Annotated in this window: 26 protein-coding genes and 1 pseudogene; 15 read left to right on the top strand and 12 right to left on the bottom strand. The window is 64.8% G+C overall.

All coding sequences use genetic code 11. The annotated features are described in order from the left end of the window. Window positions 1-1233: 1233 nt before the first annotated feature. Window positions 1234-1497 (bottom strand): 30S ribosomal protein S20, encoded by a 264-nt coding sequence (gene rpsT, locus QOU61_RS37140; protein WP_289656118.1) that lies wholly within the window; start codon window positions 1495-1497, stop codon window positions 1234-1236. A 505-nt stretch (window positions 1498-2002) separates the two neighbouring features. Here rpsT and QOU61_RS37135 point away from each other — a divergent pair. The 3 genes from QOU61_RS37135 to QOU61_RS37125 all read left to right on the top strand — a co-directional run bounded on the left by QOU61_RS37135 (window position 2003) and on the right by QOU61_RS37125 (window position 3991). After that, window positions 2003-2320: a hypothetical protein gene (locus QOU61_RS37135; RefSeq protein WP_289656117.1), complete on the top strand. Its 318-nt coding sequence runs from the start codon at window positions 2003-2005 to the stop codon at window positions 2318-2320. Window positions 2321-2451: 131 nt separating this feature from the next. Further along, window positions 2452-3111 (top strand): peptide-methionine (S)-S-oxide reductase MsrA, encoded by a 660-nt coding sequence (msrA, locus tag QOU61_RS37130; RefSeq protein WP_289656116.1) that lies wholly within the window; start codon window positions 2452-2454, stop codon window positions 3109-3111. 148 nt (window positions 3112-3259) lie between these two features. Next, window positions 3260-3991, top strand: a complete 732-nt coding sequence (locus QOU61_RS37125; RefSeq protein ID WP_502876864.1) for a polysaccharide biosynthesis/export family protein — start codon at window positions 3260-3262, stop codon at window positions 3989-3991. Between the two features lie 42 nt (window positions 3992-4033). Here QOU61_RS37125 and QOU61_RS37120 read toward each other — a convergent pair whose 3' ends face one another. Both QOU61_RS37120 and QOU61_RS37115 read right to left on the bottom strand, forming a co-directional pair. After that, complete coding sequence (locus tag QOU61_RS37120; protein WP_289656114.1) at window positions 4034-4705, bottom strand: dienelactone hydrolase family protein; 672 nt, start codon at window positions 4703-4705, stop codon at window positions 4034-4036. Window positions 4706-4757: 52 nt separating this feature from the next. After that, the gene (locus QOU61_RS37115) at window positions 4758-5552 is read right to left on the bottom strand and encodes an alpha/beta fold hydrolase (protein ID WP_289656113.1); all 795 of its coding nucleotides are present in this window, start codon (window positions 5550-5552) and stop codon (window positions 4758-4760) included. A 280-nt stretch (window positions 5553-5832) separates the two neighbouring features. Here QOU61_RS37115 and QOU61_RS37110 point away from each other — a divergent pair, with 280 nt between their 5' ends. The 3 genes from QOU61_RS37110 (at window position 5833) to QOU61_RS37100 (ending at window position 9912) form a co-directional block, all read left to right on the top strand. Continuing rightward, complete coding sequence (locus tag QOU61_RS37110; protein WP_289656112.1) at window positions 5833-6321, top strand: (2Fe-2S)-binding protein; 489 nt, start codon at window positions 5833-5835, stop codon at window positions 6319-6321. Next, window positions 6318-8624: a xanthine dehydrogenase family protein molybdopterin-binding subunit gene (locus QOU61_RS37105; protein WP_289656111.1), complete on the top strand. Its 2307-nt coding sequence runs from the start codon at window positions 6318-6320 to the stop codon at window positions 8622-8624. The genes QOU61_RS37110 and QOU61_RS37105 overlap by 4 nt, the downstream gene beginning before the upstream one ends. 190 nt (window positions 8625-8814) lie before the next feature. Then, window positions 8815-9912 (top strand): HD-GYP domain-containing protein, encoded by a 1098-nt coding sequence (locus tag QOU61_RS37100; RefSeq protein ID WP_289656110.1) that lies wholly within the window; start codon window positions 8815-8817, stop codon window positions 9910-9912. A 135-nt stretch (window positions 9913-10047) separates the two neighbouring features. On the opposite strand, the pseudogene QOU61_RS37095 reads toward QOU61_RS37100, so the two are convergent. After that, a pseudogene (locus tag QOU61_RS37095) lies at window positions 10048-10449 on the bottom strand (VOC family protein); the annotation flags it as partial. 149 nt (window positions 10450-10598) lie between these two features. Here QOU61_RS37095 and QOU61_RS37090 point away from each other — a divergent pair. Together QOU61_RS37090 and QOU61_RS37085 are read left to right on the top strand one after the other, a co-directional pair. Next, complete coding sequence (locus QOU61_RS37090) at window positions 10599-11576, top strand: Bug family tripartite tricarboxylate transporter substrate binding protein (RefSeq protein ID WP_289656109.1); 978 nt, start codon at window positions 10599-10601, stop codon at window positions 11574-11576. Between the two features lie 73 nt (window positions 11577-11649). Then, window positions 11650-11958 carry a DUF3551 domain-containing protein gene (locus tag QOU61_RS37085; protein WP_289656108.1) on the top strand — a complete coding sequence of 103 codons (309 nt, stop codon included), beginning with the start codon at window positions 11650-11652 and terminating at the stop codon, window positions 11956-11958. Window positions 11959-12107: 149 nt separating this feature from the next. On the opposite strand, the gene QOU61_RS37080 is transcribed toward QOU61_RS37085, so the two are convergent. After that, a complete protein-coding gene (locus QOU61_RS37080) occupies window positions 12108-13358 on the bottom strand; it encodes a S1C family serine protease (RefSeq protein WP_289656107.1) in 1251 nt (416 codons plus the stop codon). 175 nt (window positions 13359-13533) lie between these two features. On the opposite strand from QOU61_RS37080, the gene QOU61_RS37075 reads away from it, so the two are divergent. From QOU61_RS37075 to QOU61_RS37065, 3 genes are all read left to right on the top strand, one after another. Next, window positions 13534-14151 (top strand): hypothetical protein, encoded by a 618-nt coding sequence (locus QOU61_RS37075; RefSeq protein WP_289656106.1) that lies wholly within the window; start codon window positions 13534-13536, stop codon window positions 14149-14151. After that, window positions 14138-14512 (top strand): winged helix-turn-helix domain-containing protein, encoded by a 375-nt coding sequence (locus QOU61_RS37070; RefSeq protein WP_289656105.1) that lies wholly within the window; start codon window positions 14138-14140, stop codon window positions 14510-14512. The genes QOU61_RS37075 and QOU61_RS37070 overlap by 14 nt, the downstream gene beginning before the upstream one ends. A gap of 132 nt (window positions 14513-14644) precedes the next feature. Further along, a complete protein-coding gene (locus QOU61_RS37065) occupies window positions 14645-15325 on the top strand; it encodes a di-trans,poly-cis-decaprenylcistransferase (protein ID WP_289662107.1) in 681 nt (226 codons plus the stop codon). Window positions 15326-15371: 46 nt separating this feature from the next. Here the strand turns inward: QOU61_RS37065 and QOU61_RS37060 are convergent, their stop codons facing one another. Both QOU61_RS37060 and QOU61_RS37055 read right to left on the bottom strand, forming a co-directional pair. Beyond that, entirely contained in the window at window positions 15372-16658 is a 1287-nt protein-coding gene (locus tag QOU61_RS37060) for an LVIVD repeat-containing protein (RefSeq protein WP_289656104.1), read from the bottom strand. Between the two features lie 101 nt (window positions 16659-16759). Beyond that, complete coding sequence (locus tag QOU61_RS37055) at window positions 16760-17896, bottom strand: helix-turn-helix transcriptional regulator (protein ID WP_289656103.1); 1137 nt, start codon at window positions 17894-17896, stop codon at window positions 16760-16762. A gap of 321 nt (window positions 17897-18217) precedes the next feature. Here QOU61_RS37055 and QOU61_RS37050 point away from each other — a divergent pair, with 321 nt between their 5' ends. Next, window positions 18218-18736: a GNAT family N-acetyltransferase gene (locus QOU61_RS37050; RefSeq protein WP_289656102.1), complete on the top strand. Its 519-nt coding sequence runs from the start codon at window positions 18218-18220 to the stop codon at window positions 18734-18736. Window positions 18737-18785: 49 nt separating this feature from the next. Here QOU61_RS37050 and QOU61_RS37045 read toward each other — a convergent pair whose 3' ends face one another. After that, complete coding sequence (locus QOU61_RS37045) at window positions 18786-19208, bottom strand: GFA family protein (RefSeq protein WP_289656101.1); 423 nt, start codon at window positions 19206-19208, stop codon at window positions 18786-18788. Between the two features lie 240 nt (window positions 19209-19448). On the opposite strand from QOU61_RS37045, the gene QOU61_RS37040 reads away from it, so the two are divergent. The 3 genes from QOU61_RS37040 (at window position 19449) to QOU61_RS37030 (ending at window position 20969) form a co-directional block, all read left to right on the top strand. Beyond that, window positions 19449-20417 carry an AraC family transcriptional regulator gene (locus QOU61_RS37040; RefSeq protein ID WP_289656100.1) on the top strand — a complete coding sequence of 323 codons (969 nt, stop codon included), beginning with the start codon at window positions 19449-19451 and terminating at the stop codon, window positions 20415-20417. Between the two features lie 118 nt (window positions 20418-20535). Beyond that, on the top strand, window positions 20536-20769 hold the full coding sequence (locus QOU61_RS37035) for a hypothetical protein (protein ID WP_289656099.1): 234 nt from the start codon (window positions 20536-20538) through the stop codon (window positions 20767-20769). Beyond that, the gene (locus tag QOU61_RS37030; RefSeq protein WP_289656098.1) at window positions 20766-20969 is read left to right on the top strand and encodes a hypothetical protein; all 204 of its coding nucleotides are present in this window, start codon (window positions 20766-20768) and stop codon (window positions 20967-20969) included. Before QOU61_RS37035 ends, QOU61_RS37030 begins: the two co-directional genes overlap by 4 nt. Window positions 20970-20990: 21 nt before the next feature. On the opposite strand, the gene QOU61_RS37025 is transcribed toward QOU61_RS37030, so the two are convergent. From QOU61_RS37025 to QOU61_RS37010, 4 genes are all read right to left on the bottom strand, one after another. Further along, window positions 20991-21503, bottom strand: a complete 513-nt coding sequence (locus QOU61_RS37025) for a DUF1697 domain-containing protein (RefSeq protein WP_289656097.1) — start codon at window positions 21501-21503, stop codon at window positions 20991-20993. A gap of 7 nt (window positions 21504-21510) precedes the next feature. Next, window positions 21511-22152 (bottom strand): glutathione S-transferase family protein, encoded by a 642-nt coding sequence (locus tag QOU61_RS37020; protein ID WP_289656096.1) that lies wholly within the window; start codon window positions 22150-22152, stop codon window positions 21511-21513. Window positions 22153-22296: 144 nt separating this feature from the next. After that, window positions 22297-23862, bottom strand: a complete 1566-nt coding sequence (locus QOU61_RS37015) for a flagellin N-terminal helical domain-containing protein (RefSeq protein WP_289656095.1) — start codon at window positions 23860-23862, stop codon at window positions 22297-22299. Window positions 23863-24159: 297 nt separating this feature from the next. Continuing rightward, window positions 24160-25272 (bottom strand): aldo/keto reductase, encoded by a 1113-nt coding sequence (locus QOU61_RS37010; protein ID WP_289656094.1) that lies wholly within the window; start codon window positions 25270-25272, stop codon window positions 24160-24162. Between the last annotated feature and the right edge of the window lie 20 nt (window positions 25273-25292).

Below are 25292 nucleotides of genomic sequence, written 5' to 3'. Positions count from 1 at the left end.
TGTCTGAGAACTTTTCCGTAGAGAGTAAAGGCGGCTGGTGATGCGCCCCGCGAGAGTAGTTGCCGGTTTCCCGCGGTGACGCGACCTCAAGCGAGCCTTCCGTCGTCCGGGCATGAGACGCCGTTCGGCGAAACCGCCGTCAGGCAGACATCAATGCTGGATCGAAGAAAAGGCCGGCGAGGTCAGCAAATACTCGAAGGTCTGGTGGGTGCCTCCGCGCAGGACGAGCCTGTCGCATCCGTTACGGCATCGGTGGAAAATGGTTTCGAAGCGAATACCGCGATGTTTCCGTAAAGCATGCAACCTCCCCGCCTCGCCGCGATTGCTCACGGCAAGTTGTCATCCTGCGTGTTACAAAAATCAGCCCCGTGCAAACACAGTGTCAGCCGCAAGGCCGTCTGTTCACCCGTCACTAACCCATTCGCCTGAGCTTCGTTTCCGCTTCTTGCCGATTGTCCTGCTTCTTATTTCTCTGGTTGGTCAGCGGAGACGAAAAAAACGCCTCGCTCGAGAAATTTAGACACAGGACTCCCGCTCCCATATTGCTATGGGCTACGGCTCGACAATCGCTTGGAAAGCGCCGCCAACGCGCACACCGCCGCCGATTTGCACGTCCGCCTCGTTTCTAAAACCGCGCTGGTCTCAAGATCGTAGGCGCCGCGAACGAAATTGAAATTACACGATGCGTGTCGTCTCGCAATGCATTTGATTCAAGATGGGCGCGCGAAGAACCATCGCCGGCTTCGCAGTCGCGGCGAAAAGGTTTCCAAAGTTGAAAGCAAGTTTTTGAATCAGCGTACAGATTCGCGCATGTCACGCGCGTCGTCACAATTGGCAAGACTGGCCAAAAAAAATTCACAAATTCTTCAAGCGAACGCGGCTAAACCGAATTTTCCAAATACTTCGTTTCGCTATGGGGATAAGTGATTATCGAAGCGGAGTTTTTTGCGACTCTTTTTGCAGGGTAACTCCCACGCGGGCCGCAGCATGCGATCGATCGCCGCATTGCCTTTGTCCCTGTCATCATTGGCTTTCTCGCAATGCATCGCCGTGTTTCAGGTGAGGCAAAACTGCATCAAGTGAAACTACGGGCGCGCAAAGCATGAATGCGGTGCGTGGCGACAAAAGGTGTGCCGCTTCGTGTCACAATGCGTCGTCTGAAAAGCAAAGAGCCCGGCGCATGCCGGGCTCGAGTGACGAATATGCGTTTCGATCAGTTTATTCGCGATCGGTCTACTTCAGCTTCGCGATCTGGCGCGTGAGGCGCGACACCTTTCGGCTGGCATTGTTCTTGTGAACGATGTTGCGCTGCGCTGCGCGTATCAGCGCCGGCTCGGCATGCGCCATCGCCTTTACTGCTGCAGCGCGGTCGCCGCTCTTGATCGCCTCTTCGACCTGGCGAACGGCGCCGCGCATCTGGGTGCGGCGCGACTTGTTGACGGCGGTGCGGCGGGCAATCTTGCGCGTCGCCTTCTTGGCGGAAGTGGTATTGGCCATGATCTCAAATGTCCTTCGGTGACCGGTCGCTGCTGGTCGGCTGAAAGCGCACCGGCCGCTCAGTCCTGTGATCCAAGCTTCAAGTTGTCGCTAGTGTCTCGATTCCGAAGTCCGCATCATTGTGCGGGCCCCCGTTTGCGAACTTCGGAATCGAAGCACACTAGCGACGTGTTGACCTAGTGTGGCTTTGGTTCGGAAGTCCGCATGACGAATTCGTGGGCCACAATGATGCGGACTTCTGAACCGCCACACTAGCATATTCTCGAGCAAGCCTGCCCCGCGGGCAACAAGGCCCATCTGGCGGCGCCGCTCAAAGAACAGCGGCGGCGGGATTGCGCCCGCCGCCATCGCCGCCCTTATAGAGGCGAGGGTTGGCAGCGTCAACGCTTTCCGCCCTCGCTTTGGCCGCGAAAAGCGTCTCCGGGGGTTGGATAAGCCACTGACGAGGTTGAATTTCCACGGTCGCCCCGGTAATGGCTGGCATCCGGTCTATATAAGGTGAGCCATGATCCGCGGGTTTTTCCGATTTATCGGGCTTTTGCTGCTGGCCGGCGGATTCATTTTCCTGGTCTATGACGGGGCGCGTTTCGTCGCCGACCAGAGCCTGCGTTTCACCCGGTTCGGCCAGTTCTGGAACGACATCAACCAGGCAAGCCAGCAGGCCTTCCGGACCTGGGTCGAGGGCCACGCGCCGTGGCTGTGGGGCTGGGTGGTCCGGGTGGTGCTGGACCAGCCGGTTTTTGCGGTGCTTGGCGTGATCGGCCTTGTGCTGATGATCCTGTTCCGGCCGCGCAAGCCGCTGATCGGCTATTCGCGCGACTGACGCCGGGCCCGCCAGAGGCTCCCGGCGTAACGGACGTGCCAATCCGCCCGTAAAGACCTATATAAAGGCTCACAGCAGGGACGCGCGCGTCCGTCGCGGACGGCGTCCTCATTGCCGCCTGGAGACCATCCATGTTGTTCATGCGCAAGACCACCGCGCTGCCCAGTGCCGCCGAGGCGCTGGCCGGCCGCTCGCAGCCGATCCCGACCGCGATCACGCATTTCGTCAACGGCCATAACCTCAAGCCGCCTTATCCGGAAGGTTCGGAGCAGGCGGTGTTCGGGCTCGGCTGCTTCTGGGGCGCCGAGCGCAAGTTCTGGGAGCTTGGCGACGGCGTCCATGTCACCGCCGTCGGCTATGCCGGCGGCCACACGCCGAACCCGACCTATGAAGAGGTCTGCTCGGGGCGCACCGGCCATACCGAGGTGGTGCTGGTCGTGTTCGATCCGAAAAAGATCTCGTACGAGAAACTGCTGAAGACGTTCTGGGAAGATCACAACCCGACGCAGGGCATGCGCCAGGGCAACGACGTCGGCACGCAATATCGCTCGGCGATCTACACCACGAGCGAAGCCCAGCGCAAAACCGCCGAGGCGTCGAAGGCGCTCTATCAGAAGGCGCTCGCCGCCAAGGGGCTTGGCTCCATCACGACCGAGATCGCGCCCGCCGGGCCGTTCTATTTCGCCGAGGACTATCATCAGCAATATCTGGCCAAGAACCCGGCCGGCTATTGCGGCCTCGGCGGCACCGGCGTGTCCTGCCCGATCGGGGTCGGCGTCAACGCCGCCTGATCTCGATCGCGATCCTTTCGATCGGTCTGCCCACGGACCAGTTGACCTCTCCCCGCAAGCGGGGAGAGCGAGACTTGGCGCACGGTGCCTCGCGAAAACCGTTTGTTAACCATAACCGGTGCAAGACTGAGGCATCTCGCTTGAAGGGGTGCGGGCTGTGCGCGCGTTTCGATTGCCCATCATTGCCGCTGCGGTCGCGCTCGCGCTGTCCGGCTGCATGCAGACGACATATCCGGTCGCGGGTCCCGGCGATCTCGACACCATGGCCTATGGCCCGCTCTATAACCAGCCGGCCGCGGCCGGTGCGAGCGGCGGCGGCGCGATCGGCGCGCTGCGCAACAGCTTTGCCTCCACGCGCGCGCCGTCTTACGCGCCGGCGCCCGTTGCCTACGCCGCGGCGCCCGCGCCGGTGGCTTACGACGGCGGCTATCAGCTCGATGCCGGCGACAAGCTGCGCGTCGTGGTCTATGGCCAGGAAGGCCTCACCAACACCTATGCGATCGATGCCGCCGGCTCGATCACCATGCCGCTGATCGGACAGGTGCCGGCGCGCGGCCGCACGCCCGCGGGCCTGGCTGCCGAGATCGGCGCGCGACTGCGCCGCGGCTATATCCGCGAGCCGTCGGTCGCGGTCGAGATCGAGGCCTATCGCCCGTTCTTCATCCTCGGTGAGGTTCAGGCGCCCGGCCAATACCCCTACGTCCCCAACATGACGGTCGAGAGCGCGATCGCGATCGCCGGCGGCTTCTCGCCGCGTGCGCGCCGCGACGTGGTGACGCTCACCCACAGCAATGCCGGCGGCCCCAGCCGCACCTCGGTGCCGCTCGGCACCCCGCTCGGTCCAGGCGACACCGTGCAGGTGGGCGAGCGCTGGTTCTGACGAAGGACGCAGTCCGTCGTCAGACCAGATTGACGCTGCGCGTCACCTCAAGTGCTTCCGAAAAAATTCCAGGGTGCGCGGCCAGGCGATGTCGGCGCTCTTCTTGTCGTAGCTCGCGCGCTCGTCGCAATGGAAGCCGTGCTGGGCACCCGGATAGATGTAGATCTCGACCTCCGGCCGCTTCGCCTTGATGGCCTCGACATCGCTCAGGGGAATGCCGGCATCCTTCTCGCCGAAATGCAGCTCGGTCGGCACCTTCGGCTTGTCGTCGGCAAAGCGCACGATGGCGCCGCCATAATAGCCGACGGCCGCCTTCAGCCCGGAGAGTTTTGTCGCCGCCGCATAGGCGATGCTGCCGCCGAGGCAGAAGCCGACGATGCCGACCGGGCCGACGCTCTGCACGGAATCGATCGCGGCCTCTGTGTCGCGCAGCATCGCCGGGAAATCCGGATTGGCGACGAACTTGCGTGCATTGGCGACCTCGTCGGGCGAATAGCCGCTCTGGAAATTCGGCTCGATGCGGTCGAAGATCGATGGCGCAACCGCAACATAGCCTTCAGCGGCCAGCCGGTCGCAGACGCTGCGGATATGGTGGTTGACGCCAAAGATCTCCTGGATCACCACGATCGCGCCCTTGGGCGCGCCCGCTGGATCGGCGCGATAAGCGCCGAGCTGAAACTTGTCCGATGCCGTCAGCTTGATGTCTTTTCCCACGGTCTATTCCATCTGGTTTGAGGGTTGAGGGATCGTCGTTTGGGCGGCGCCGTCAGGAACGCATCGCGGACTCCGCCGCGGCCTCCCGCGGCAGGCCGTGCAGGAACGGCAGGACCGTATCGATGAACGCCTGCGGCTGGTCGATGTTCACGGCATGGCCGGCGGCGGGGATCACGATTTTCCGGGCGGCAGGAATCTTCGCTGCCATATGGTCGGAGGCGGCGAGAAACGGCGTGTCGTCGGCGCCGACCACGACCAGCGCCGGCACCCTGATCGCGGCGAGATGCTCGATCACGTGCGCATCGCGCTGGGTCAGCATGCCGCGCGCGGCGCGCGCCAGGCCCGATGCATCGCGATGGATGGCGGTCGCGCGCTCGCGGCTCGCCGACCGCAGCACGGCCAGCCCCTCGCGCTCGAACTGGTCCGCGATGCCGAGCGCGCGAGCGTTCCAGGCCTCGCGCGCGTCGTCCTTCCTGAAGCCGGGCCCGGTGTCGATGATGAGGAGCGCGCGGACCCGCTCGGGATGGGCATGGCAGAACGCGAGCGACATGTAGCCGCCGAGCGAAAGCCCGCCGACGATGGCGCTGGCAGCGCCGACCGCGTCCAGCAGCGCCGCGATGTCGCCGACGGTGTGCGCTTCGCTGTAGGCGGCGGGATCGTCGGGGTAGTCGGAACGGCCGTGGCCGCGCATGTCCCACAGCACCAGCGTGTGCCGTTGCGCCAAGGCCTCGATCTGATCCGCCCACATCGCCGATGTCGCGGAAAATCCGTGGGTCAGGATCAAGGGCGGGCCGTCGCCATGCACCTCGTAGTGGATCTTGACCCCGTCGCGGTCGATGGTTGGCATGAAGCTCTTCCGGCTTTTTTCGATCGCGCTAACTGTATCGCGGCTTTGCCGGGTGAGGAAATCCGGCGCAGTTCGGCGAGATTGTGACAAGTTTTTTGTCGCAGCGCACAAGCAAAATTTTCAAAAACATTTTTACCCGCACAGCGGGAGTCCGAATCGGATTGCCACCGCAAACGAACGCGATCATTCTTCCCAGCTCCGACACTGGCCCGGTGGGTGCCGGTTACCCAAAAGTGACTGCCGCCGTAAGCGGCCTCGTACACCGGAAGGGGATGCTCTAATGCCTAGTCTCAATATCAACGGACGAAATATGTCCGTCGAGGCGGCCAACGATACGCCGCTCCTCTGGGTCATCCGCGAGCAATTGCAGATGACGGGCACGAAGTTCGGCTGCGGCGCGGGACTGTGCGGCGCCTGCACGGTTCACATCAATGGCGAGGCGGTGCGTTCGTGCCAGACCGCGCTCGGCGACGCCGTCGGCAAGAAGATCACCACCATCGAAGGGCTCGCGCCCAAGGGCGATCATCCCCTGCAGAAGGCCTGGATCGCCGAGCAGGTGCCGCAATGCGGCTACTGCCAGTCGGGCCAGATCATGCAGGCCGCAGCCCTGCTCGCCAAGAATTCCAACCCGACGCGGGAAGAGGTCGTCGACGCCATGGACGGCAATCTCTGCCGCTGCATGACCTATTCGCGGATCCAGAAGGCGATCATGCGGGCCGCGTCCGAGATGCGCACCGCCTCCAACGCCGGCGAGCGGAGGGCGACATGAACAGCCACGTGAAAATCGACAAGACCAGGATCAGTCAGCCCGACGCGGCCGATCTCAGCCGCCGCCATTTCCTCGTGGGCACCGCGGCCGCAGGGCTCGCGCTCGGCTATTCCGCCGTTCCCGGCATGCTCGGCGCCGACCAGGCGCTCGCCGCGCCCGCCAATTTCGATCCCAGCGTCTGGTACTCGATCGCGCCCGACGGCATCGTGACCGTGACCTGCGGCAAGGCCGACATGGGCCAGCACATCGCCTCCACCATGGCGCAGATCGTCGCCGAAGAGCTCGGCGCGAACTGGAAGGACATGCGGGTCCAGCTCGCCTCCAACGATCCGAAATTCAACGATCCCGTGCTGGGCGTGCAGATCACCGGCGGCAGCTGGTCGACCATGATGAATTTCGAGGCGATGAGCCGTGCCGGCGCCGCGGGGCGCATCGCGCTCACCGAAGCGGCCGCCGGCATCATGGGCGTGCCGGCTTCCGAGCTCGTGGTGCGCGACTCCATGATCGCGCATGCGAAGGCGAAGAAGCAGATGAGCTTTGGCGACGTCGTCAAGAGCGGCAAGGCGACCAAGACCTTCACGCCGGACGAGCTGAAGGCGATCAAGCTGAAGACGCCGGACCGGTACACGCTGATCGGCGTCTCGGTGCCGCAGCTCGACATCCCCTCCAAGACCAACGGCGCGGCGAAATACGGCATCGACGTGATGCTGCCGGGCATGGTGTACGGCGCGGTCGTCACTCCGCCGGTGCGCTACGGCGCGACCGTGACATCGGTCGACGACAGTGCCGCGAAAAAGCTGCCCGGCTTCATCAAGGCGGTGACGCTCGACGACAAGACGGGAACGACCACGGGCTGGGTGGTGGCGGTCGCCAACACCTATGCCAATGCGCGCAAGGCGGCGGATGCGCTGAAGGTTGCCTATGACGGTGGTCCGAACGCGAAGCTGACCAGTGAATCGCTATTGACCGAAGCCAAAAGGCTGCAGGCGCTCGACGATTCCGGAGAGTTCTTCGTCAAGGACGGTGACACCAAGGCGGCGCTCGGCACCGCCGCGAAGGTGCTGGAGGCGGAATACACCACCAGCATCAACATCCACGCGCCGATGGAGCCGATGAACGCCACGGCGGAGTTCAAGGGCGACATCCTGCACGTCTATTCCGGCAACCAGTTCGCGACGCGCTCCGGCGCGATCGCCGCCGGTGCGGCCGGGATCGATCCCAAATTCGTGGTCATGCACCAGATGTGGCTGGGCGGCGGCTTCGGCCGGCGGCTCGATGCCGACATGATGGTGCCGGCGGTGCAGGCCGCGAAAGCAGTCGGCAAGCCGGTCAAGGTGATCTACTCGCGCGAGAACGACATGACGATGGATTTCTCGCGTCCGCTGACCTACCAGAAGATCAAGGCCGGTCTCGACGGCGACGGCAAGCTGATCGCGATGAACCACGACGTGGTTTCGGCGTGGCCGACCAAGCGTTGGGGCATTCCCGACTTCCTGTCGCCCTCGGTCGACAAGAAGGGCTCGCTGGATGCGTTCACCGTGAACGGCGCGGACTTCTTCTACACCGTGCCCAATCACAATGTGCGGGCGATCCTCAACGAGATGGCGCATACCGCCACGCCGTCGGGGCAGCTGCGCTCGGTGGCGCCGGGCTGGACGTTCTGGGCGGTCGAAAGCATGGTCGATGAGCTCGCGCATGCGGTCGGACGCGACCCGGCGCAGTACCGCATCGACATGCTCGACGGCAAGGGCGCCAATGCCGGCGGCGCGCAGCGGCTGCGCAACACGCTGCTCGCCGCGATGGGGCTCGCCGGCTACGGCACCAGGCAGCTGCCGCAGGGCGAGGGCATGGGCGTTGCCTGCGTCTCCTCGCAGGAGCGCGCCACCGCAAGCTGGACCGCCTGCGTCGCCCATGTCGCGGTCGCGCCATCGGGCGAGGTCAAGGTCAAGAAGCTGACCGTGGCCACCGACGTCGGCACCCAGGTGCATCCCGACAACATCCGCGCCCAGGTCGAGGGCGCGGCGCTGTGGGGGCTTTCGCTCGCGCTCTATGAGAAGGCGACGCTGAAGGACGGCGGCATCGAGCAGACCAACTTCGACAGCTACACGCCGCTGCGCATGAGCCAGCTGCCGGAGGTCGCGGTTGCCGTGATCGCCAATGGCGAGCACGCCACCGGCGTCGGCGAGCCCGCGGTGACGGTGGTCGCGCCCGCGATCGGCAACGCGGTGTTCAACGCGGTCGGCGCGCGTGTGCGCTCGCTGCCGATCTCGGCGGAGGCGGTGAAGGCGGCGATGAAGGCGTAAGGCGCGTCAGCACGCGAACACGACCACGGTCCGCCGGAGCAAGCCTCCGGCGGACTTTTTTGCGCGAGGCGCATTCGCTAAAATTGTAGCTTTCATCGAGCAAGTCCGTTCATGACGCCCATTAAGCGGCAGGGAACCCATTGTCGGTAAGTTGCGTGACCAGTCGTCCCTCGCAAGCTGCCGGAAATCCATGACCGCCTCAGCCTCCCAGAAACAGCCCAAGCGCCATCTTCTCCTTGCCTCTGACCAGGCCGACCAGAGCAACGAGCTTGCGCATATCCTGCGCTCGGTGGGGGAGGTTCAGGCGATTGCGACGTCGGACATTCCGGACAAGCCGGCGAGCGAGGTGTCCGGCATCGTCGTCGACATCAACCTGCGTTCGGCCGAGAGCGTGCAGCGCGTCCGCAACAAGCTGCGCGGCGAAGCCTATCGCAGCATGCCGCGGCTGTTCGTGCTCGCCGATGCGCTGCACCACGCGTCGATGCAGGCCTGGGCACTGGGCGCGACCGACACCATCTCGCGGCCATTCGACGCAGCCGCGATTCTGCAGCGCGTCCGCGCCGCATTCCCCGACAGCGCCGCCTATGACGCGACCGACCGCGGCAAGGCGCTGAACCGTGGCGTCGAGGCCGCGCACGCGGTCATCGTGAAGATGTTCGAGAAGCTGCCGGCGGGCGAGCCGCTGACGATCGAGGACGTCATGCAGGCCGAGAACAAGATCCTCAAGGCCATCAAGCACACCTCGCTGCGCGAATGGCTGACCGCGGTCGGCTGCCACCATATCGACAGCTATCGCCATTGCCTGTTCGTGACGGGCTTCGCGGTCGCCTTTGCGCAAAATCTCGGCATGCGCGAGGACGACCAGCGGCGCCTGGCGCGCGCCGCGCTGCTGCACGATATCGGCAAGGCCTTCGTGCCGGTCGCGATCCTCGACAAGAAGACGCCGCTCACCGAGGAAGAGATGTACGAGATCCGCCAGCACCCGCGCCGCGGCTACGAGGCGCTGGCGGCGCAGGGCGGTTTCCCCGCGGAGATGCTCGACGTCGTGCTGCACCATCACGAGATGCTCGACGGCAGCGGCTACCCGAACGGGCTCTCGGGCAACCAGATCAGCGACATCGTGCGGCTGACCACCATCGTCGACATCTACGCGGCGCTGGTGGAGAAGCGCGCCTACCGCATGCCGTTCACGCATGCGCGCGCCTTTGCGCTGATGGAAGGCATGAGCGGCAAGCTCGACCAGCAGCTGCTGCAGGCGTTCCGCCCGGTCGCCTTCGGCGCGTATTAGAGCATGTTCGGTTCTGATGGAATCAGAACCGATGCTCCAGATTCCTGGTTTGACGCGTTTTCTTCGCGCGAACCGGTGCCCAGCCCGGATCAAGTTCGGGGCAGGCTTTCGCTCGAAAACGCTCCAGCGCCTCACTTCTCGTAGGACGAAAATCTCGATCAGGCTGGGGTCGCGGCAATAGACCGACAACAGCATGCCGCGCGCGCCCTGCTTCCTGGTCGGGCCTTCCTCGATCGCGACGCCATGGGCCTTGAGGTGCGCGACCACCTCGTCCGGTGTGCTCGACGTCAGAAAGCAGAGATCGTCGCTGCCGGCCGCAACGTGATCGGCGGTGAACCACTCGACCGTGCCGGCGTCACGTGGCCGCACATTGATCTTCTGGCTGCCGAACACGAGCGAGGTGCGCTTCGGCTTGCCCTCACCCGGATCGAACACCTTGACCTCCATGCCGAGGATGGCGCGGTACCACTGCGCCGTCCGCGCGACGTCGGCGACGTTGATCACGATGTGGTCGAGCGCATTCACCGTCACGGTCATGGCTTATCCTTTCGTCGCATCTCGTGGAGCGCAAAAGCGGATAGCGAATGTTAGAATCGGACCACTAGCCTGCTCTGGTCGTGCATGATGTTGTTTGTTACAACGCACAACGCCTTCACTTCAACGAACAAAATCCTGGGAGAAACCGCATGACTTCACGCCGCAGCGCTCTCGGCCTGATCGGAATCGGCCTGCCGGCCCTGCTCGCGTCGGCGCGCGGCGCATCCGCGCTCGACTATCCGACGCGGCCGGTGCGGTTCCTGGTCGGCTATCCCCCGGGCGGGGCCACCGACATCATCGCGCGGCTGATCGGCCAGCGGCTGTCGGAGCGGCTCGGCCAGCAATTCGTGATCGAGAACAAGCCGGGCGCCGGCAACAATATCGGCACCGAGACCGCGGTGAACGCGGAGCCGGACGGCTACACCGTGCTGCTGGTCAACCCGGCGAACTACATCAACACCACGCTCTACACCAACCTGAAGTTCAACTTCGTCCGCGACATCGCCGCGGTCGCCTCCTTCAACCGCGTGCCCAACGTGATGACGGTCAACAAGGACGTGCCGGCGAAGAACGTCGCCGAGTTCATCGCCTATGTGAAGGCCAATCCCGGCAAGGTGAACATGGCCTCCTCCGGCAACGGCACCTCGGTGCATCTGTCGGGCGAGATGTTCATGGCGATGACCGGCACGACGATGCAGCACGTGCCCTATCGCGGCGCGGCACCCGCGATCACCGACATGCTCGGCGGCCAGGTGCAGGTGATCTTCGACAACATGCCCTCGATCATCCAGCATATCCGTTCCGGCGCGTTGCGCGCGCTCGGCGTCACCACGACGCAGCGTTCGCCGCAACTGCCCGACGTGCAGGCGATCGCCGAGACGGTGCCGGGCTACGAGGCGAGCGCGCTGTTCGGCATGGGGGCGCCGAAGAACACGCCGAAGGAAATCATCGTAAAGCTCAACAGCGAGATCAACGCGGTGCTCGCCGAGCCCGACATGAAGGCGCGGCTCGCCGATCTCGGCGGCGACCCGCTGATCCAGTCGCCGGAAGCGTTCGGCGACATGATCAAGGCGGAAACCGAGAAGTGGAAGAAGGTGGTCGAGTTCGCCGGCCTCAAGGTAGAGTGATCGGCATGATCGCTCGCCGATGCTAGAATTGACCCGACAGACGGCGGTATCCGCGAGGTGAGGAGTTTTTCAGATGCGCAAGCTTGTGTTGGCGATGATGGCTGTGACGGCGGCTGGTGCTGCGACCATCGCCACGTCAGGTCCGGCTGCGGCCTATGATTACCCGTGGTGCCTGCAGGGCAGGGAGCACGGGATTCCCGGCGAATGCGCCTATCAGACCTATGAGCAGTGCCAGGCGACCGCGTCGGGCACGTTCGATTATTGCAACATCAACCCGCGTGTTGCCTTCCGCGTGCAGCAACCGCGGCGGCCGCGCTATGCGGCGCCCGGCTACTACTCTCCCGGTTTTGGCTGGTACGGCTATCCCGGCTACGACGACTGAGATTTCGGGCATGAGCGCTTGACGCGCTTTCCTGTGCGCGCCGGTTAGCTGCTGCAGCCAGAGCGTTTTCGAGCGAAGTGGGTACCGGTTCGCGTGAAGAAAACGCGTCAAAACAAGAATGCTAGAGCATCAGAACCGATGCTCTAGCACTACCTCTTCGCCTCGGCCGGTTCCTTGCCGGTGCAGGTGATCAGCAGGGTGAAGGCGCGGGCCTTGTCCGCGACCTCGGCGGTCTTGAGCTCGGTTCCGGTGGCTGCGGTTTCGTACGGCACGACGCTGTTATCCAGGAAATCGCGGATCATGCCGGTCTTGATGGCGAAGTTGATGTTTTCCGGAATATTGCCGGTGACGCGCAGGACCCGCAGGGCGTCGAGCTTCGCCGCCACCATGCCGACGATGAGTCCGCTGGTGTCGAGCAGCGGCCCGCCGCTGTTGCCGGGCTGGACCGCGGCGCTGATCTGCAGAACGCGTGTGTCGTTCAGGGTGCCGCTCAGCGAACTGACGATGCCGGTGGTCACGGTGAAGTCGGAGCTCAGCAGGCCGTGAAACGGATAGCCGATCGCGACCACGGAATCGCCCGAGCGAATTGATCGGTCGCGAATCCTCGCATAGCTCTTGAAGGTATCGGCCGGCCCCTGCAGCACCGCAAGATCGTTCCGCTCGTCGCTGGAGACGACCCGCAGCAGGCTCGCCGGCTGGCCGCCGAGATTGCCGCGGATGCTGTCCGCATTGCAGCCCGAGATCACGTGCTGGTTGGTGACGATGTGGCCCTGCGGACTGATCACGAAACCGGTGCCGCTCTTGCTGACGGGCTGCGCGGGCTTCCCGGGCGCCGACGCATCGCCGGGCGCGGCGGGCTTTCCTGCGGATGCCATCTTCGGCGCGGAGAAATCGCCGGCGCTATTGATGCCGTCAGCCTTGACCTTGGCGACGCAAGTGGCGATCGCTGCGATCAATGGACCGGTCGAGGTCAAATTGAATTGAAGCGTGTTGCCGCCGAGATTCGCGACCATCAGGCTCGCCTTCTGGAACACGCGCGCGATGTTCGGCGGCAGGATCGCGGTCGTCATGATCTGCGAATTGGCGTTTGCAAACAGTCGCGCCGGCATCTGGCCGTCAAAGAGGACGTCGATCTGGGTGCCCTCGCCCTTGGTGTAGCGAAAGGCGGAGCTCGCGAAGCTGAGCAGCCAGGAATTGGTTGCGTTCTGGCCGACCACGAGCGACACGCCGCTGGCATAGGTCGTGGTCGCCGCGCAGTGCGAGAAGGCGCCGCTATTGTCGTCGGTGAACGCGCCCCCGACCCAGTTGCCGACGCGGATGCTCCCGAACGGGCCTGCGGCCTGCGCGGTGGCGGCGACCGCCAACTGGAACGCGCACGCGACGACAAACGACCGTATCATGACCACCCCCAGCAACTGACCCGCGGCATCTTACGGGTCCGCACGGCCGGATGGCAACCGCAAGTAGCCATGGCAGAAATGTCGCGCGGGAGGGAGCGGCCCGCGCCGGCACCCTTGCATTTGCCTTGCGGCCCGGTATACTTTGTATTGCAAAGTTAATGGGACCGCTTTTCGGATGCGAGATCTCGACAAGGCGCTGGCCGACATCGTCGCGATTCGCAGCCAGCTCGCGGCCGGTACCGCGTTTCGCGGCTACGGCCCGGCGACAATTGCCGCGACCGGCGCGGTCGCGCTCCTGACCGCGATCCTGCAGCACCATTGGCTCGCCGATCCCACGCATAATCCGATCCTGTTCTTCGCCGGCTGGTCGGTGGCCGCCGTGCTGTCGGCCGCCATGATCTGGATCGAGATGCGGGCGCGCTCGCGCCGCCATCATTCCGGCCTTGCCGACGCGATGATCCACCAGGCGGTCGAGCAGTTCCTGCCCGCCGGCGTGGCTGGCGTGCTGCTCGCGGCGGTGCTCTGGAAATTCGCGCCGGAGACGCTGTGGATGCTGCCGGGGCTGTGGCAGATCCTGGTCTCGCTCGGCATTTTCGCCTCGGTCCGCTCGCTGCCGCGCAGCGTCGCGATCGCCGGCGCCTGGTATTTCGTCGCGGGCTTTTCGGTCGTGATGATCGCAAGCCACAGCCACACGCTCTCGCCATGGACCATGGGCCTGCCGTTCGCGGCGGGACAGGTGCTGATGGCCGCCATCATCTATTTCGCATCCGGAGACAGCGATGCCGAAGACTGACAGCGCCCCGTTCTCCTATGACGGGCTCGATCGCGTGATCCACGAGAAGGCGCGGCTCGGCCTGCTCACCTCGCTGATGGCCCATCCCAAGGGGCTCGCCTTCGCCGACCTCAAGCAGCTCTGCGGGCTGACCGACGGCAATCTCAGCCGCCATCTGCAGGTGCTGCAGGAAGCCGGCCTCGTCGAGGTCACCAAGGGCTATGAGGGCAACCGGCCGCATACCAGTTGCCGCCTGACCAAGGCCGGCCGCCGTCGCTTCCTCGACTATCTCGCCGTGCTCGAGCGCCTGGTGCGCGATGCGGCGAAGGCCGCCGGCCGCGAGCAGTCGGCGCTGGCCCGGCTTGGCATCCTGCCGACCTGATCGTCCCCCCTTTTAGACAGGAACTTTGCAATGCAAAGTCATCGTGCTTCCGAGCGGCCGGCTGCGGCGCAAGAGAAACTACAAGAGAAACTACAGGAGAAACTGCAGCAGAAACTGCACGTCGGCATCATCATGGACGGCAACGGCCGATGGGCGACGCATCGCGGCCTGTCGCGGGCGCGCGGGCATGAGGCCGGCGTCGAGGCGATCCGCCGGATCGTCGAGGCGGCGCCCGATCAGGGCGTCGGTACACTGACGCTCTATGCTTTCTCGACCGACAATTGGCGAAGGCCGAGGGCGGAGGTTGCGGCGCTGATGACGCTGCTGCGGTTCTATCTGGCGAACGAGGTCGAGAGCCTGGTCAGGAACGGTGTCCGCCTCTCCGTGATCGGCAGGCGTGACCGTCTGCCGGACGGCATCGCGTCCGCGATCGCCCGCGCCGAGCGCGCGACCGCAGGCGGCGCGGCGCTGCACCTGCGCATCGCGGTCGACTATTCCGCGCGCGACGCCATTCTTGCCGCCGCCGCGCGGGTCGCCGGCATGGCCAATCTCACACGCGAAGCTTTTTCGGCGCTGGTGACCGGCGAAGCGGGCTTGCGCGACGTCGACCTCATCATCCGCACCAGCGGCGAGAAGCGGCTGTCCGATTTCCTGCTGTGGGAAGGCGCCTATGCCGAGCTGCACTTCACCGACCGGATGTGGCCGGATTTCGATGCGCAGGATCTCGCCGAGGCGCTTGCCTCCTTCCATCGGCGCGAGCGCCGCTTCGGCGGGCTCGCCGCGCTGGCGCTGGAGCCGGCGCCGAGCCTGTGAGGCGGACTAAAGCGTCGAGGCAGATCGCGGGATCGATCGGCGCCGCTCACTTGCCGGTGTATTTCAGGATCCAAAGCCCCTGGTTCTTGTGGGTGATGTAGATGTAGCCCCTGGTATCGACCAGCACATCCTCGGTCTGCGCCACCAGCTTGCCCTTGGGAAAGGTGCCGTAGCGACGGGTCGGATCAGGCGGCAGGAAATAGCCGACCTCGCGCGGCGCGGTCGGCGTCGCCACATCATAGATGCGCAGGCCCGCGTTGAAATAGGTGAGGTAGACCAGGTTTCCCTGCGGCTGCACGAACGGATTGTGCAACAGCGTGTTCTGGTTATGCGGACCAAAGCGCCCGCCACGCTCGCAGAAGCTCTTGATCGGCCAGTCCGCCGGCGGCAGCGGCAATGGAAACAGCGCCATCAGCCGCGGTTTCGCCGGGTCGGAGATGTCGACCACGGAAGCGTGCTGCAACGGCTCCTTGCAATCCTCCTGGATCGCCTCGGAATTGATGAAGGCGATGCCGCGCTCCGGCAGCGGGATCACCGTATGCACGCCGATATTGGCGGCAAAGGGCGGGCTCATCGAGAGCTGGCCGACCTTCTTCGGATGCGCGACATCGGAAATGTCGAGGATGATCATCCCCGCGCCGCCGTAAGGCAGATAGGACAGGTTGCCGGCCACGAAGGCGGGCCCATGCATCACCGTGCCGGGCGGTGCGGCGGGTGTCTCGCCGTCCTTCTGGCCCGGCACCCACCAGCGCCCGGCTTCCTTCGGATGCGCCGGATCGGAGATGTCGACGATGACGTAGATGTTGCCCTTGAAGTCCGGCATCTGCGCCGACAGATGCATGTACTTGCCGCCGGCATAGCCGTTGCGGTGGGTGCCGAGCGAGCCCGTCTTGTACTGGCCGAGCTTCTGCGGATTGAGCGGGTCCTTCAGATCCCAGATCAGCACGCCCTCGTCGAAGGGTTTTGCGGGGTCGCCGCCCCAGCCGGGCGAGATCTTCGCCAGCGCGGTTATCATCTTGCCGTCGGCGATCTCCATCTGGTCGGTCGCGGTGTTGTCGGGACCCTGAATCTCCTTCACTACCTTCGGATCCCTGGGGTCGGTGACGTCGACGATCTGCCAGCCCTCGTTCCAGAGCATGCCGAGATAGAGATACCAGCGCTCGCCGACCTTCTGGATCGACATCTTGAAGCCGGGCTTGTCGTTGAGGTTGCTGTAGCCGACCGCTTCGATGTTGTAACCGACCGCGCCCGGCGGCAGCGGATCGGCACTGGCCGAACCAGCATGGATGCCGCACAGAAGTGCTGCGGCCGCAACGTGCGCCATCGCCCGCATCAAACCATTCTCCCTTTTTGGTCTTTGGTTTGCGGCAAGCCTCGTATGGATCGCGGCCCGCTGCAATCGCGCGATCGTCATGGGAGTGATGCGGAAAAGAGCTAGTTCGCGCGCAGCGCGACGTTGAGCTCGTAGAAGCGCCGCGTCAGCTCGGCGACGCTGCGCCAGCCGGTCTTCTCGCGGGTCCGCCGCAGATGGGTGTAGACCGTGGTGACGCTCAAGCCCCGGCTGCGCGCATAGGCAACCGCCGTCATGCCGGTGCCGAGCGCCTGCACCAGATGGGCTTCGGCCCTGGTCAACCCGTAGAGCTCCTGCAGCATGCGGCAGATCGCCGAATTCTGCTGCAGCGGATCGTGGATCAGGAGCATCGCCACCGCATCGGGATTGTGCTGCGTGTCCGTCCGTGCCCGCGACAGCGGCCGCAGCGACACCGTGTAGGGCGGTGCGCCGTCTTGGCGCGGCACGGCGAAGTCGGTCAGCGCAAAGGCCGCGGAAGGATCGCCGGCGCGCAGCGCCGCGCCGAGCGCCGCCGTGAAACGGCTGCGCAGCTCGGTGCTTGAGAACGCTACGGTGTCGCGGTCGAGACGGAAATCGCCGCCGCTCGCCGCCATCATGCGCAGCGCCTCGTTGGCATAGACGATCCGGCCGTCGCGGCTGAGCAACGCGACGCCGTCGGCCAAGAGGTTGAAGGCATCCTCCAGGGCGTCGGTGCGGGCAGGGACAGCGGTGAGCTGGGCTCTCATCATGTAGGCTCTCTGAAAATGCGGGCAGAGTTTCTGCATCAGCGCGATCTCGCGGTCGCTGACATGGCCCTGGCGGCGGGAGCGTTGCACGGACACGACAGCGATTCTTTCCGGCGTCTGTTCGAGCACGGCGGCAATGAAATAGCGCAAGTCGTTTTTTGGCAGGAAATCGGAATAAAAGGGATCGCGATCCATCGCGCTTTCATCGAGGAACTTGTAGTCCCAGCTCAGTTGGCCGGGCTGCTGCGACAGGACCGGCGGGTGGCGCGGGCAGAGAGCCGCGAATTCTTCGACATATTGCGTTCCGGCGACCGGCGGCAGGCCGGCCGAACAGAACACGAGCGGCTGACGCGTCGCCTTGTCGATCACCTCGAACGTTGCTCCGACCGCGCCGAGTAGTTGGCTGGTCAAAGCCAGCGCCGCAGAAACGCCTTCCCCTTCATGGCCGCAGGCATACACCGCCTCGACGGCCTGCACATAGAGATCACACTTCACGTTGGTTCCTCGATTGAAGGCGCCGCGTCGCAGGGACAGCGGCACGCGATGTGATGAACCCCAGCCAGTTGACGGAATTCCCCGTCATGAGTCGCGGCAGGGCTGCTTAGGTTCAAGCAAGCACAGTCTTGATCGGGCTTATGTGCGCCACCTCACAACCTTCGTATGACGCCGCTTGATTGACGGTTCCGTCCAAGTGCGGTCGGCGTGCGTCGTGCTCTGCATGCGGCGCGGTCAAATCCTGGCGAGGTGTGCAATGTCGGAATGTGATCTGCTGCATCGAGAGGCCGGGCGTCTGCCCGACGCAGTGAAATGACGAGCGTGTCGCAAACCATCGTGATCGAGGCGGCAGGACCGGTCTGGATCCGCACCGCGACCGTGGCCGATCTCGAGGCTCTCGCCGTGTATTTTCAGGAGCTCTCGCCGCCCGCGCAGTACAACCGCTTCATGGGCGCGGTGAGCAATTTTTCGAGAATTGCCTTCGACTGCCTGAAGAACGCCGGCTCGGCGGAATTCTTCACGCTGCTCGCCGAATCGCGCGAGGCCCGCAGTGACCGCATCGTCGGCGAGGCGAGCTATGGCTTCGACCGCGCGCAAGGCTGCGGCGAGTTTGCGATCTCGGTTGCGGAGCAATGGCGGCAGCGCGGTCTTGGCTCGGCGCTGCTCGATGCCCTGCAAAGCCGCGCCGTCAGCCTCGGCAATTTCGAGCTGTTCGGAGAGACGCTGCGCAGCAACCAGGAAATGAAGTGCATGGCGCGCAGCGCGGGCTTCGCGTTTTCACGCTCGCTCGACTGGCGCGCCATTCGCTTCGACAAGCGGCTGGTCGTGGCGGCCGAATAAGGCCCGGCGGCCGGCAAGCGCCGGCCCGCGCCGCCGCGTTGAACGGTGGTTATTCCGCGATCATCTCGCCCGAGCCGCCGAACTCGCTCGGAAAATCCTTCAGCTTCGGCAGACCGTCGCGAATCGGCAGCACCGTCTCGGCATAGTTGACATGCACGCCGGGCTTGAAGTCGAGGCCGGGAATGGTGGCCGCGAACACGTCGACCAGGCCGAGCGGCGGATGGCTGGTCATCAGATGGCCGCCGCATTTGGCGCAATACTGCCGCTGGCTCAGCGGCGATTTCTGGAACATCGCGACGTTGCCGGCACCGGCAGTGATCCGGACGGCCTGCGGCTTCCACAGGCTGAACGCGTTCACCGGACCGCCCGACCAGGAGCGGCAGGAGCTGCAATGGCAATATCCCATCGCTTCCGGCGAGCCCGAAACCTCGATCTCGACCGCACCACAAAAGCATTTGCCCGTGAGTGTCATTGGCGTCCTCGCCTGTCAAAAATGAACGGGACAGAGATCATCGTGGTCGCACCGGGTCTTGGACGGCTGCGACCAAGACCAAGCCTAGCGCGACAGCGGCTTTGGTGCCAGCCGCCGGCGGCTGCCCGATGTCCTCCGATCAGGGGATGCGGGGCGGCGCACAAAGGGGCTAACAGGGGCGTGGGCAGAGGAATGCGCACGGCGGGGAAGCTAACGTTTTAATCGATTGGCTTGATACGCATGACTGATTTGAACCGTATCGTCGAATTTTCCACCAGCGCCATTCCCGAAAAAGACCGCATCGCCGTCTGGCGGGAGCACTATGGACAGATGATGTTTCGCGTCGACCTCGAGCCGGCGCGGGATCGGAGCTTCGAGGCGAAGTTTTCCACCATGGCGCTCCCCGGACTGCAGCTCGTGGACGGCACGTCCTCTCCGGTGCGGATCTCCCGTCGCGGCGTCTATCTCGCCGACGGCAATGACGACATCCTGCTTTGCTACAACCGCTCGGGGTCGGTGACCGTCACCTCCGGCGGCCGCGAACAGGATCTGCGCGAAGGCGAGGCCGTCGTGCTGAGCGGCGGCGAGGAGGCCGCCTTTCATCGCAAGAGCGTCGGACAGTCCTACACCATCCGCGTGCCGCGGCCGCTGTTCGAATCGAGCGTGATCAGCGTCGGCGATGTCGTGATGCGGCCGATTCCGGCGGATCGCGGCGCCCTGCGTCTGCTCTCCAGCTATACCGGATGGCTGTTCAAGGCCGCCGGCGCCGGCATCGACCAGGCGCTGATGAACCTCTCGGTCCGTCATGTGCATGATCTGCTGGCGCTCGCGGTCGGCCCGTCGCCCGATTTCGCCGATACGGCACGCACGCGCGGGCTTCGCGCGGTTCGGCTGAAGCTGGCGAAATCCTACGTCGTTGCCAACAGCCACAACCGCGAGCTCTCCGTGGTCAGCCTGGCGGCGAGCCTCAACGTGACGCCACGCTATCTGCAGCGGCTGTTCGAGGCCGACGGCACCACTTTCTCGGACTATCTCCTGGGGCAGCGGCTGGCGCGGGCGCATCGGCTGTTGTGCGACCCGGGCGCGGACCACCGCGCGATCAGCACGATCGCCTATGACGTCGGCTTCGGCGACCTGTCCTATTTCAACCGGCGCTTCCGCCGCCAGTACGGGCTGACGCCGCGCGAGGTGCGGGGCGACCGGACGTGAGCCCGCGTCGCCGCGTCGTCCGACAGGATGTCGTGCCAATCCAAGACATCGCGGCGTGCTCGCATTAGCTGCCTTCCAGGACTGGCGGCGTTTGTCCCGATCTCTGTTGGAGCCGTTCATGAGCAGACTGGATTGGGCGACGGTGATCGTCGCCAGCATCACGATTTCGATCGCACTGCATCTCTTTGCCATCGGCACGCTCGGCATGGTCGCGCCTGGCCGCCTGCTCGGCGACGCCAGGCGCGCGTTCGATCGCTGGGTCGCGCGCAGGCTGGCCTATCGTGCCGCGCAGGCCGCCGGCCGCCGTATCGTCGGCCTCCATGCCTCGCGCCGCCGGTCAGCATTGCGATGACGTCGAAGCTGGTCGCCTTGCGCGTCCTCGACGCGGTCTTCGTCGCCTTTACCACGGTGCTGATCCTGTGGGTCGGCGGACTTCCGATCGACTGGCTGTCCGGCATCGTCGATATGGCTCCAGTGGAGTTCCACTGGTTCTCGATGTTCGTCGTGTTCGCCGCGCTCCTGCTGATGCATGCGATTGCGAATGCGGAGTAGGGTGCGCGCCGGGCTGCCCCGCTAGGGCGCCTCCGCCAGCGCGACGAGTCTGGCGATGGTGTTGATGTTGCGCGCGGTGCCTTTCGTGGCCGCCGGGATCTTCAGCTTGGAGCGTCCCATCCCCGCGCCATAGGCAACGTAGATCTCGCGCTTGCCAAGGCGGACCTCCTCGTCGGCCCGCCCGCGGACGGACGCGAGCGTGTCCGCCGGCGGCGCCTCGTCGAGGAAGATCGCGACCGTGAAGTTCGGCGGCGCTTTGGGGAACGGGTTGGATCGCAGCACGGCGGCCATTTCCGCCGCGGTACGGACGATCACGCCGACCGGCTTGCCGGCATAGGCGGCAAGCCGCTTCTCCAGCGCGGCCTTGACCCTGGTCGCGGACAGGCTGCTGGAGAAAACCACGTTTCCGCTCGCGATATAGGTCTGCACGTTGGCAAAACCCTCCGCCGCGCACATCGACTTGAGCTCGGTCATCGGCAGCTTGCCGGTGCCGCCGACATTCACCGCGCGCAACAGGGCAATATAGTTGGGCATGTCGCGCTCACGTCAGCAGCAGTGCCATTCCGGGATCGCCTTTCTCCATCGCGCGGCGGTAGGCGGGGCGTCGGCCGATGCGATCGAGATAGCGCAGAATGTTGGGACAGCGTTTCAGGTCGTAGGGCAGGAAATAGCGCATGGTCGTGAGCGGAAAGCCGGTCATGATGTCGGCTGACGTGAACTCGCGGCCGGCGAGATGCTCTGCCTCGCGCAATCTTGCGTCGACGAGATCGAACGCGCGGTCGACGCGCGCTCTGGTTACCGTGAGGATCGGATTGTCTTCCGGCAGCCTCAGCCGGTTCAGGATCATGTTGCGTCCCATGCTGGGCTGCAAGGTGCCGTTGGCGAAGTGATACCAGAACAGGAATTGCGCGAAATCGGGATGATCCGGCTTCAGCGCGAGGCGCCCGCCGCCATGTCGGGCGATGATGTAGTCGATCACGGCGCCGGATTCCGCGAGCACCAGATCGCCGTCGGTGATGACAGGCGCGGTGCCTATGCCGTGCAGCGCCTTGTAGTCCGAAGGCGCCAGCATGGTGGCCGCATCGCGCGCGTAGCGCTTGAGCTCGTAGCGGATCTCCAGCTCCTCGCACAGCCAGACGATCCGCTCCGACTGCGATTTCCCGAGATGATGAACGGTCAGCATCGCGCTCCCCTTGTTCGTCCGGGGCTATCATAGGCAAGCGGGGACGCTGCTCCAAGCCGGGGGAATCGTGCGAAGTGGATATGAAAAGCGAAACGGCGGGGTTTCCCCCGCCGTCTCCAGTTTGTTTGCCCCCTGATTTTAGGCTTAGCGCAGGAGCTGCAGCACGCTGGACTGGGCCTGGTTGGCGAGCGACAGCGCCGAGATCGCGATCGACTGGCGGGTCGACAGCGCCTGGCTGTTGGCCGCTTCCTCGTTGGTGTCGGCGAGCGTCAGGTTCGACGAACCGGTCTGCAGCACGTTGATCAGGTTCTTGGAGAAGTCCTGGCGGATCTGCACGATCGACAGGTTCGAACCCAGCGTCGAAGCTTCCGAGCGCAGCGTCGAGGAGGCCGTCGTCAGCGAGGTCAGCGCCTTGTTGGCCGAGGCGTTGTCCAGGAAGTCGGTGCCCGCCGCCAGCGTCGACAGGCCGAGGCCCGCCGAGTTCAGCACGGTACCCGTGATCTTGAGCGTCGAGGTGCCGGTCTCGTTGAACGTCAGCTTGAGCGTGTCGCCGTTCAACAGGTTGATGCCGTTGAACGAGGCGTCCTGCGCCGTGGTGTTGATCTGCGTCAGCACGTTGTTGTACTGCGCGACCAGGCTCGCACGCTGCGCCTGCGAGTTCGGATCGGCCACCGGCGCCGCCGGGGTCAACCCGTTGAAGGCCGCGCCGCTCAAGGTCGCCGAACCGCCGATCGTGCCGATCGTCGAGGACGCCGCGTCGTTGGTGGTGGTGATGCTGATCTTGCCGGTCGCGGCATCGATCGTCGCCTGCAGATTGTTGCCGGCCAGCGCCGCGTTCAATCCGTTCAGCGTCGAGACCTGGCCGTTGCCGGTGCCGAAGGTGATCGAGGTCGCCGTTCCCCCGCCTGTGGCGTTGATCGTCAGCGTCTCGCCGGACAGGGCGGGCGGCCCGACATTGGTGGTGCCGGCGGTCAAGCCGAGCTTGGTCAGCGCGGTGCCGGAGATCACCAGGTTCTGGCTGGTGCCGGTGGACAGCGTGATCTTGCCGCTGTTGACGCTGGAGGCGGTGGTGGCGCCGGTCACCGTGTCGATCGCGGAGAGCAGGTGGGCAACGGTGTCGCCGACGCCGATATTGGTGCCCGTGGAGGTCGAGCCGGCAACGAAGGAGAAGGTGGTGCCGTTGACGACCAGGGTGTCGCCGGTGGAGATGGCTGAGGCCAGCGAGTCGGTGTTGGCGGCGCCCGACAGCGTGGTGGCGCTGGTGATGGCGACGGCCGAGGTCAGGTTGTTGTTGACGGCGGTGCCGGTCACGGTGGCGTTGGTGCCGGTGGTGCCGAGCAGGTTGTTGGCGGTGGCGCCGGTGATGGCGGCCGAGGTGACGCTGGACTTGGCGGAGTAGCCGAGCGGGCTCTGCAGCACCTGGTTGGCGATCGACTTGGCGCTGTCGACCAGGCTCTGCAGCGAGGTGATGCCGGTGTTGGCGGACTGCAGCACCTGGACGCCGTTGCCGATGCTGTCGAGCAGGTTGCCGATGTCGCTGGCGCGGTTGTTCAGCGACTGGGCGGTGAAGAAGTTGGTGGGGTTGTCGAGGGCCGAATTGACCTTGTTGCCGGTGGCGAGGTCATTCTGGGTGCTGGCGAGCAGCGAAGCGGTGGACTGCAGCGAAAGCAGGTTCTGGCGAACCGAGGCGGAAAGCACAATGCCGGTCATGTTTGAGTCCCTACTGGTTGTTATCAAGTGTCATTTTCTTGACGCTCCCATGAGTCCGGAAAGAATCTAACAAAGAGTCAATTGCACCTGCAGCATTCGAATTAGCCCGACGGCACCGCAGGAACTTCACTAACGCGTACTGAATCCGCGGCCTTTAACCTAAACGGCGCGTTGACCAAGCCGCCCTGGAATGAGCGATGTGGTAACCATGCAGGCCCGCGCCGCGGCGTCTTAACGTTAGCAGAGTCTTGATTTCGACAGCGCCTGGTTTCGGCGAAAGCCTCGCCGCCAGCCGCGCTACGAAAGCGCCCTTGCTCTCGCTTCCTGCATCGGTCCGAATTCGTGGACCTTCTCGGGGCGCAGCCGGCGATAGACCGGCGCGACGCTGCGGTCCTCATCGACCAGCGTCAGGCGGTCGATCTCGACGAGATCCTCGGGCGTGAAGCGGATATCGAGCGCCTTCACGTTGTCCATCAGATGCTCGGGCCTGTCGGCGCCGGCGATGATCGTCGACATCGCCGGCCGCGACAACAGCCAGGCCAGCGACATCTGCGGCAGCGACCATCGGCGCGCCTCTGCGAACGATTGGAGCGCCTCCTGGACGTCCCAATTGCGCTTGCTCTGCCACGCCGCATAGCTCGCGCTTGCCGCCGCCCGCGTGCCTGTTATCGCCGGCTCGTCGCGCCGGTACAGGCCGGTGAGCAGGCCGCCGGCGAGCGGAAAATAGGAGTTCATGCCGATGCCGTATCTGACGCAGAACGGCTCCATGCGCTTTTCGATGTCGCGATAGAGCAGGTTGTAGTGATCCTGCGCCGAGACGAACTTGTTCAGGTTGAGTTTCTCGGCGGTCCACTGTGCCTCGCAGATCTCCCATTCGAAGAAATTGGCGACGCCGAGATAACGAACCTTGCCCTCCCGGACGAGGTCGTCGAGCGCCCGCATGGTTTCCTCGATCGGGGTGCGGCGGTCAGGCCAATGCACCTGGTAGAGATCGATGTAGTCGGTCTTCAGCCGGCGCAGGCTCGCTTCGCAGGCGCGCACGATGTGCAGCCGCGAGGTGCCGATGTCGTTCGGGCCGTAGTCCATGCGGTTCGAGAATTTCGTGGCGATGACGGCCCGGCTGCGCCGGCCGACCAGGGCGGCGCCGAGCTTCTCCTCGGAGACGCCGAGCCCGTAGCTGTCGGCGGTGTCGAAATAGTTGATGCCGAGATCGAGCGCGCAGTGCACGACCGCTTCGGCGCCGGCGGTGTCGACGAACTCGCCGAACGAAAAGCACCCGACGCCCATTTCGGACACGCTGAGGCCGGAGCGGCCCACGCGCCGGTAGCGCATGCCGTGGATCGTCTTCGGTGCAAGCCCGATGGCGGTGATTTGCGGCGCACCTGCCGCGGCTCCGGATGCATCAGCCATCGTGGCCCTCCCGTTCCCGT

It is taken from the genome of Bradyrhizobium sp. NP1, from assembly GCF_030378205.1.
Taxonomy (GTDB): domain Bacteria; phylum Pseudomonadota; class Alphaproteobacteria; order Rhizobiales; family Xanthobacteraceae; genus Bradyrhizobium.
This window is presented reverse-complemented; position numbering and strand designations above follow the sequence as displayed.

Excerpts from the sequence above, each read along its gene's own strand:
- rpsT (WP_289656118.1), bottom strand. The coding sequence starts at position 1,497 with ATGGCCAATACCACTTCCGCCAAGAAGGCGACGCGCAAGATTGCCCGC.
- QOU61_RS37135 (WP_289656117.1), top strand. The coding sequence starts at position 2,003 with ATGATCCGCGGGTTTTTCCGATTTATCGGGCTTTTGCTGCTGGCCGGC.
- msrA (WP_289656116.1), top strand. The coding sequence starts at position 2,452 with ATGTTGTTCATGCGCAAGACCACCGCGCTGCCCAGTGCCGCCGAGGCG.
- QOU61_RS37115 (WP_289656113.1), bottom strand. The coding sequence starts at position 5,552 with ATGCCAACCATCGACCGCGACGGGGTCAAGATCCACTACGAGGTGCAT.
- QOU61_RS37110 (WP_289656112.1), top strand. The coding sequence starts at position 5,833 with ATGCCTAGTCTCAATATCAACGGACGAAATATGTCCGTCGAGGCGGCC.
- QOU61_RS37105 (WP_289656111.1), top strand. The coding sequence starts at position 6,318 with ATGAACAGCCACGTGAAAATCGACAAGACCAGGATCAGTCAGCCCGAC.
- QOU61_RS37100 (WP_289656110.1), top strand. The coding sequence starts at position 8,815 with ATGACCGCCTCAGCCTCCCAGAAACAGCCCAAGCGCCATCTTCTCCTT.
- QOU61_RS37090 (WP_289656109.1), top strand. The coding sequence starts at position 10,599 with ATGACTTCACGCCGCAGCGCTCTCGGCCTGATCGGAATCGGCCTGCCG.
- QOU61_RS37085 (WP_289656108.1), top strand. The coding sequence starts at position 11,650 with ATGCGCAAGCTTGTGTTGGCGATGATGGCTGTGACGGCGGCTGGTGCT.
- QOU61_RS37080 (WP_289656107.1), bottom strand. The coding sequence starts at position 13,358 with ATGATACGGTCGTTTGTCGTCGCGTGCGCGTTCCAGTTGGCGGTCGCC.
- QOU61_RS37075 (WP_289656106.1), top strand. The coding sequence starts at position 13,534 with ATGCGAGATCTCGACAAGGCGCTGGCCGACATCGTCGCGATTCGCAGC.
- QOU61_RS37070 (WP_289656105.1), top strand. The coding sequence starts at position 14,138 with ATGCCGAAGACTGACAGCGCCCCGTTCTCCTATGACGGGCTCGATCGC.
- QOU61_RS37065 (WP_289662107.1), top strand. The coding sequence starts at position 14,645 with ATGGACGGCAACGGCCGATGGGCGACGCATCGCGGCCTGTCGCGGGCG.
- QOU61_RS37060 (WP_289656104.1), bottom strand. The coding sequence starts at position 16,658 with ATGCGGGCGATGGCGCACGTTGCGGCCGCAGCACTTCTGTGCGGCATC.
- QOU61_RS37045 (WP_289656101.1), bottom strand. The coding sequence starts at position 19,208 with ATGACACTCACGGGCAAATGCTTTTGTGGTGCGGTCGAGATCGAGGTT.
- QOU61_RS37040 (WP_289656100.1), top strand. The coding sequence starts at position 19,449 with ATGACTGATTTGAACCGTATCGTCGAATTTTCCACCAGCGCCATTCCC.
- QOU61_RS37035 (WP_289656099.1), top strand. The coding sequence starts at position 20,536 with ATGAGCAGACTGGATTGGGCGACGGTGATCGTCGCCAGCATCACGATT.
- QOU61_RS37030 (WP_289656098.1), top strand. The coding sequence starts at position 20,766 with ATGACGTCGAAGCTGGTCGCCTTGCGCGTCCTCGACGCGGTCTTCGTC.
- QOU61_RS37025 (WP_289656097.1), bottom strand. The coding sequence starts at position 21,503 with ATGCCCAACTATATTGCCCTGTTGCGCGCGGTGAATGTCGGCGGCACC.
- QOU61_RS37020 (WP_289656096.1), bottom strand. The coding sequence starts at position 22,152 with ATGCTGACCGTTCATCATCTCGGGAAATCGCAGTCGGAGCGGATCGTC.
- QOU61_RS37015 (WP_289656095.1), bottom strand. The coding sequence starts at position 23,862 with ATGACCGGCATTGTGCTTTCCGCCTCGGTTCGCCAGAACCTGCTTTCG.
- QOU61_RS37010 (WP_289656094.1), bottom strand. The coding sequence starts at position 25,272 with ATGGCTGATGCATCCGGAGCCGCGGCAGGTGCGCCGCAAATCACCGCC.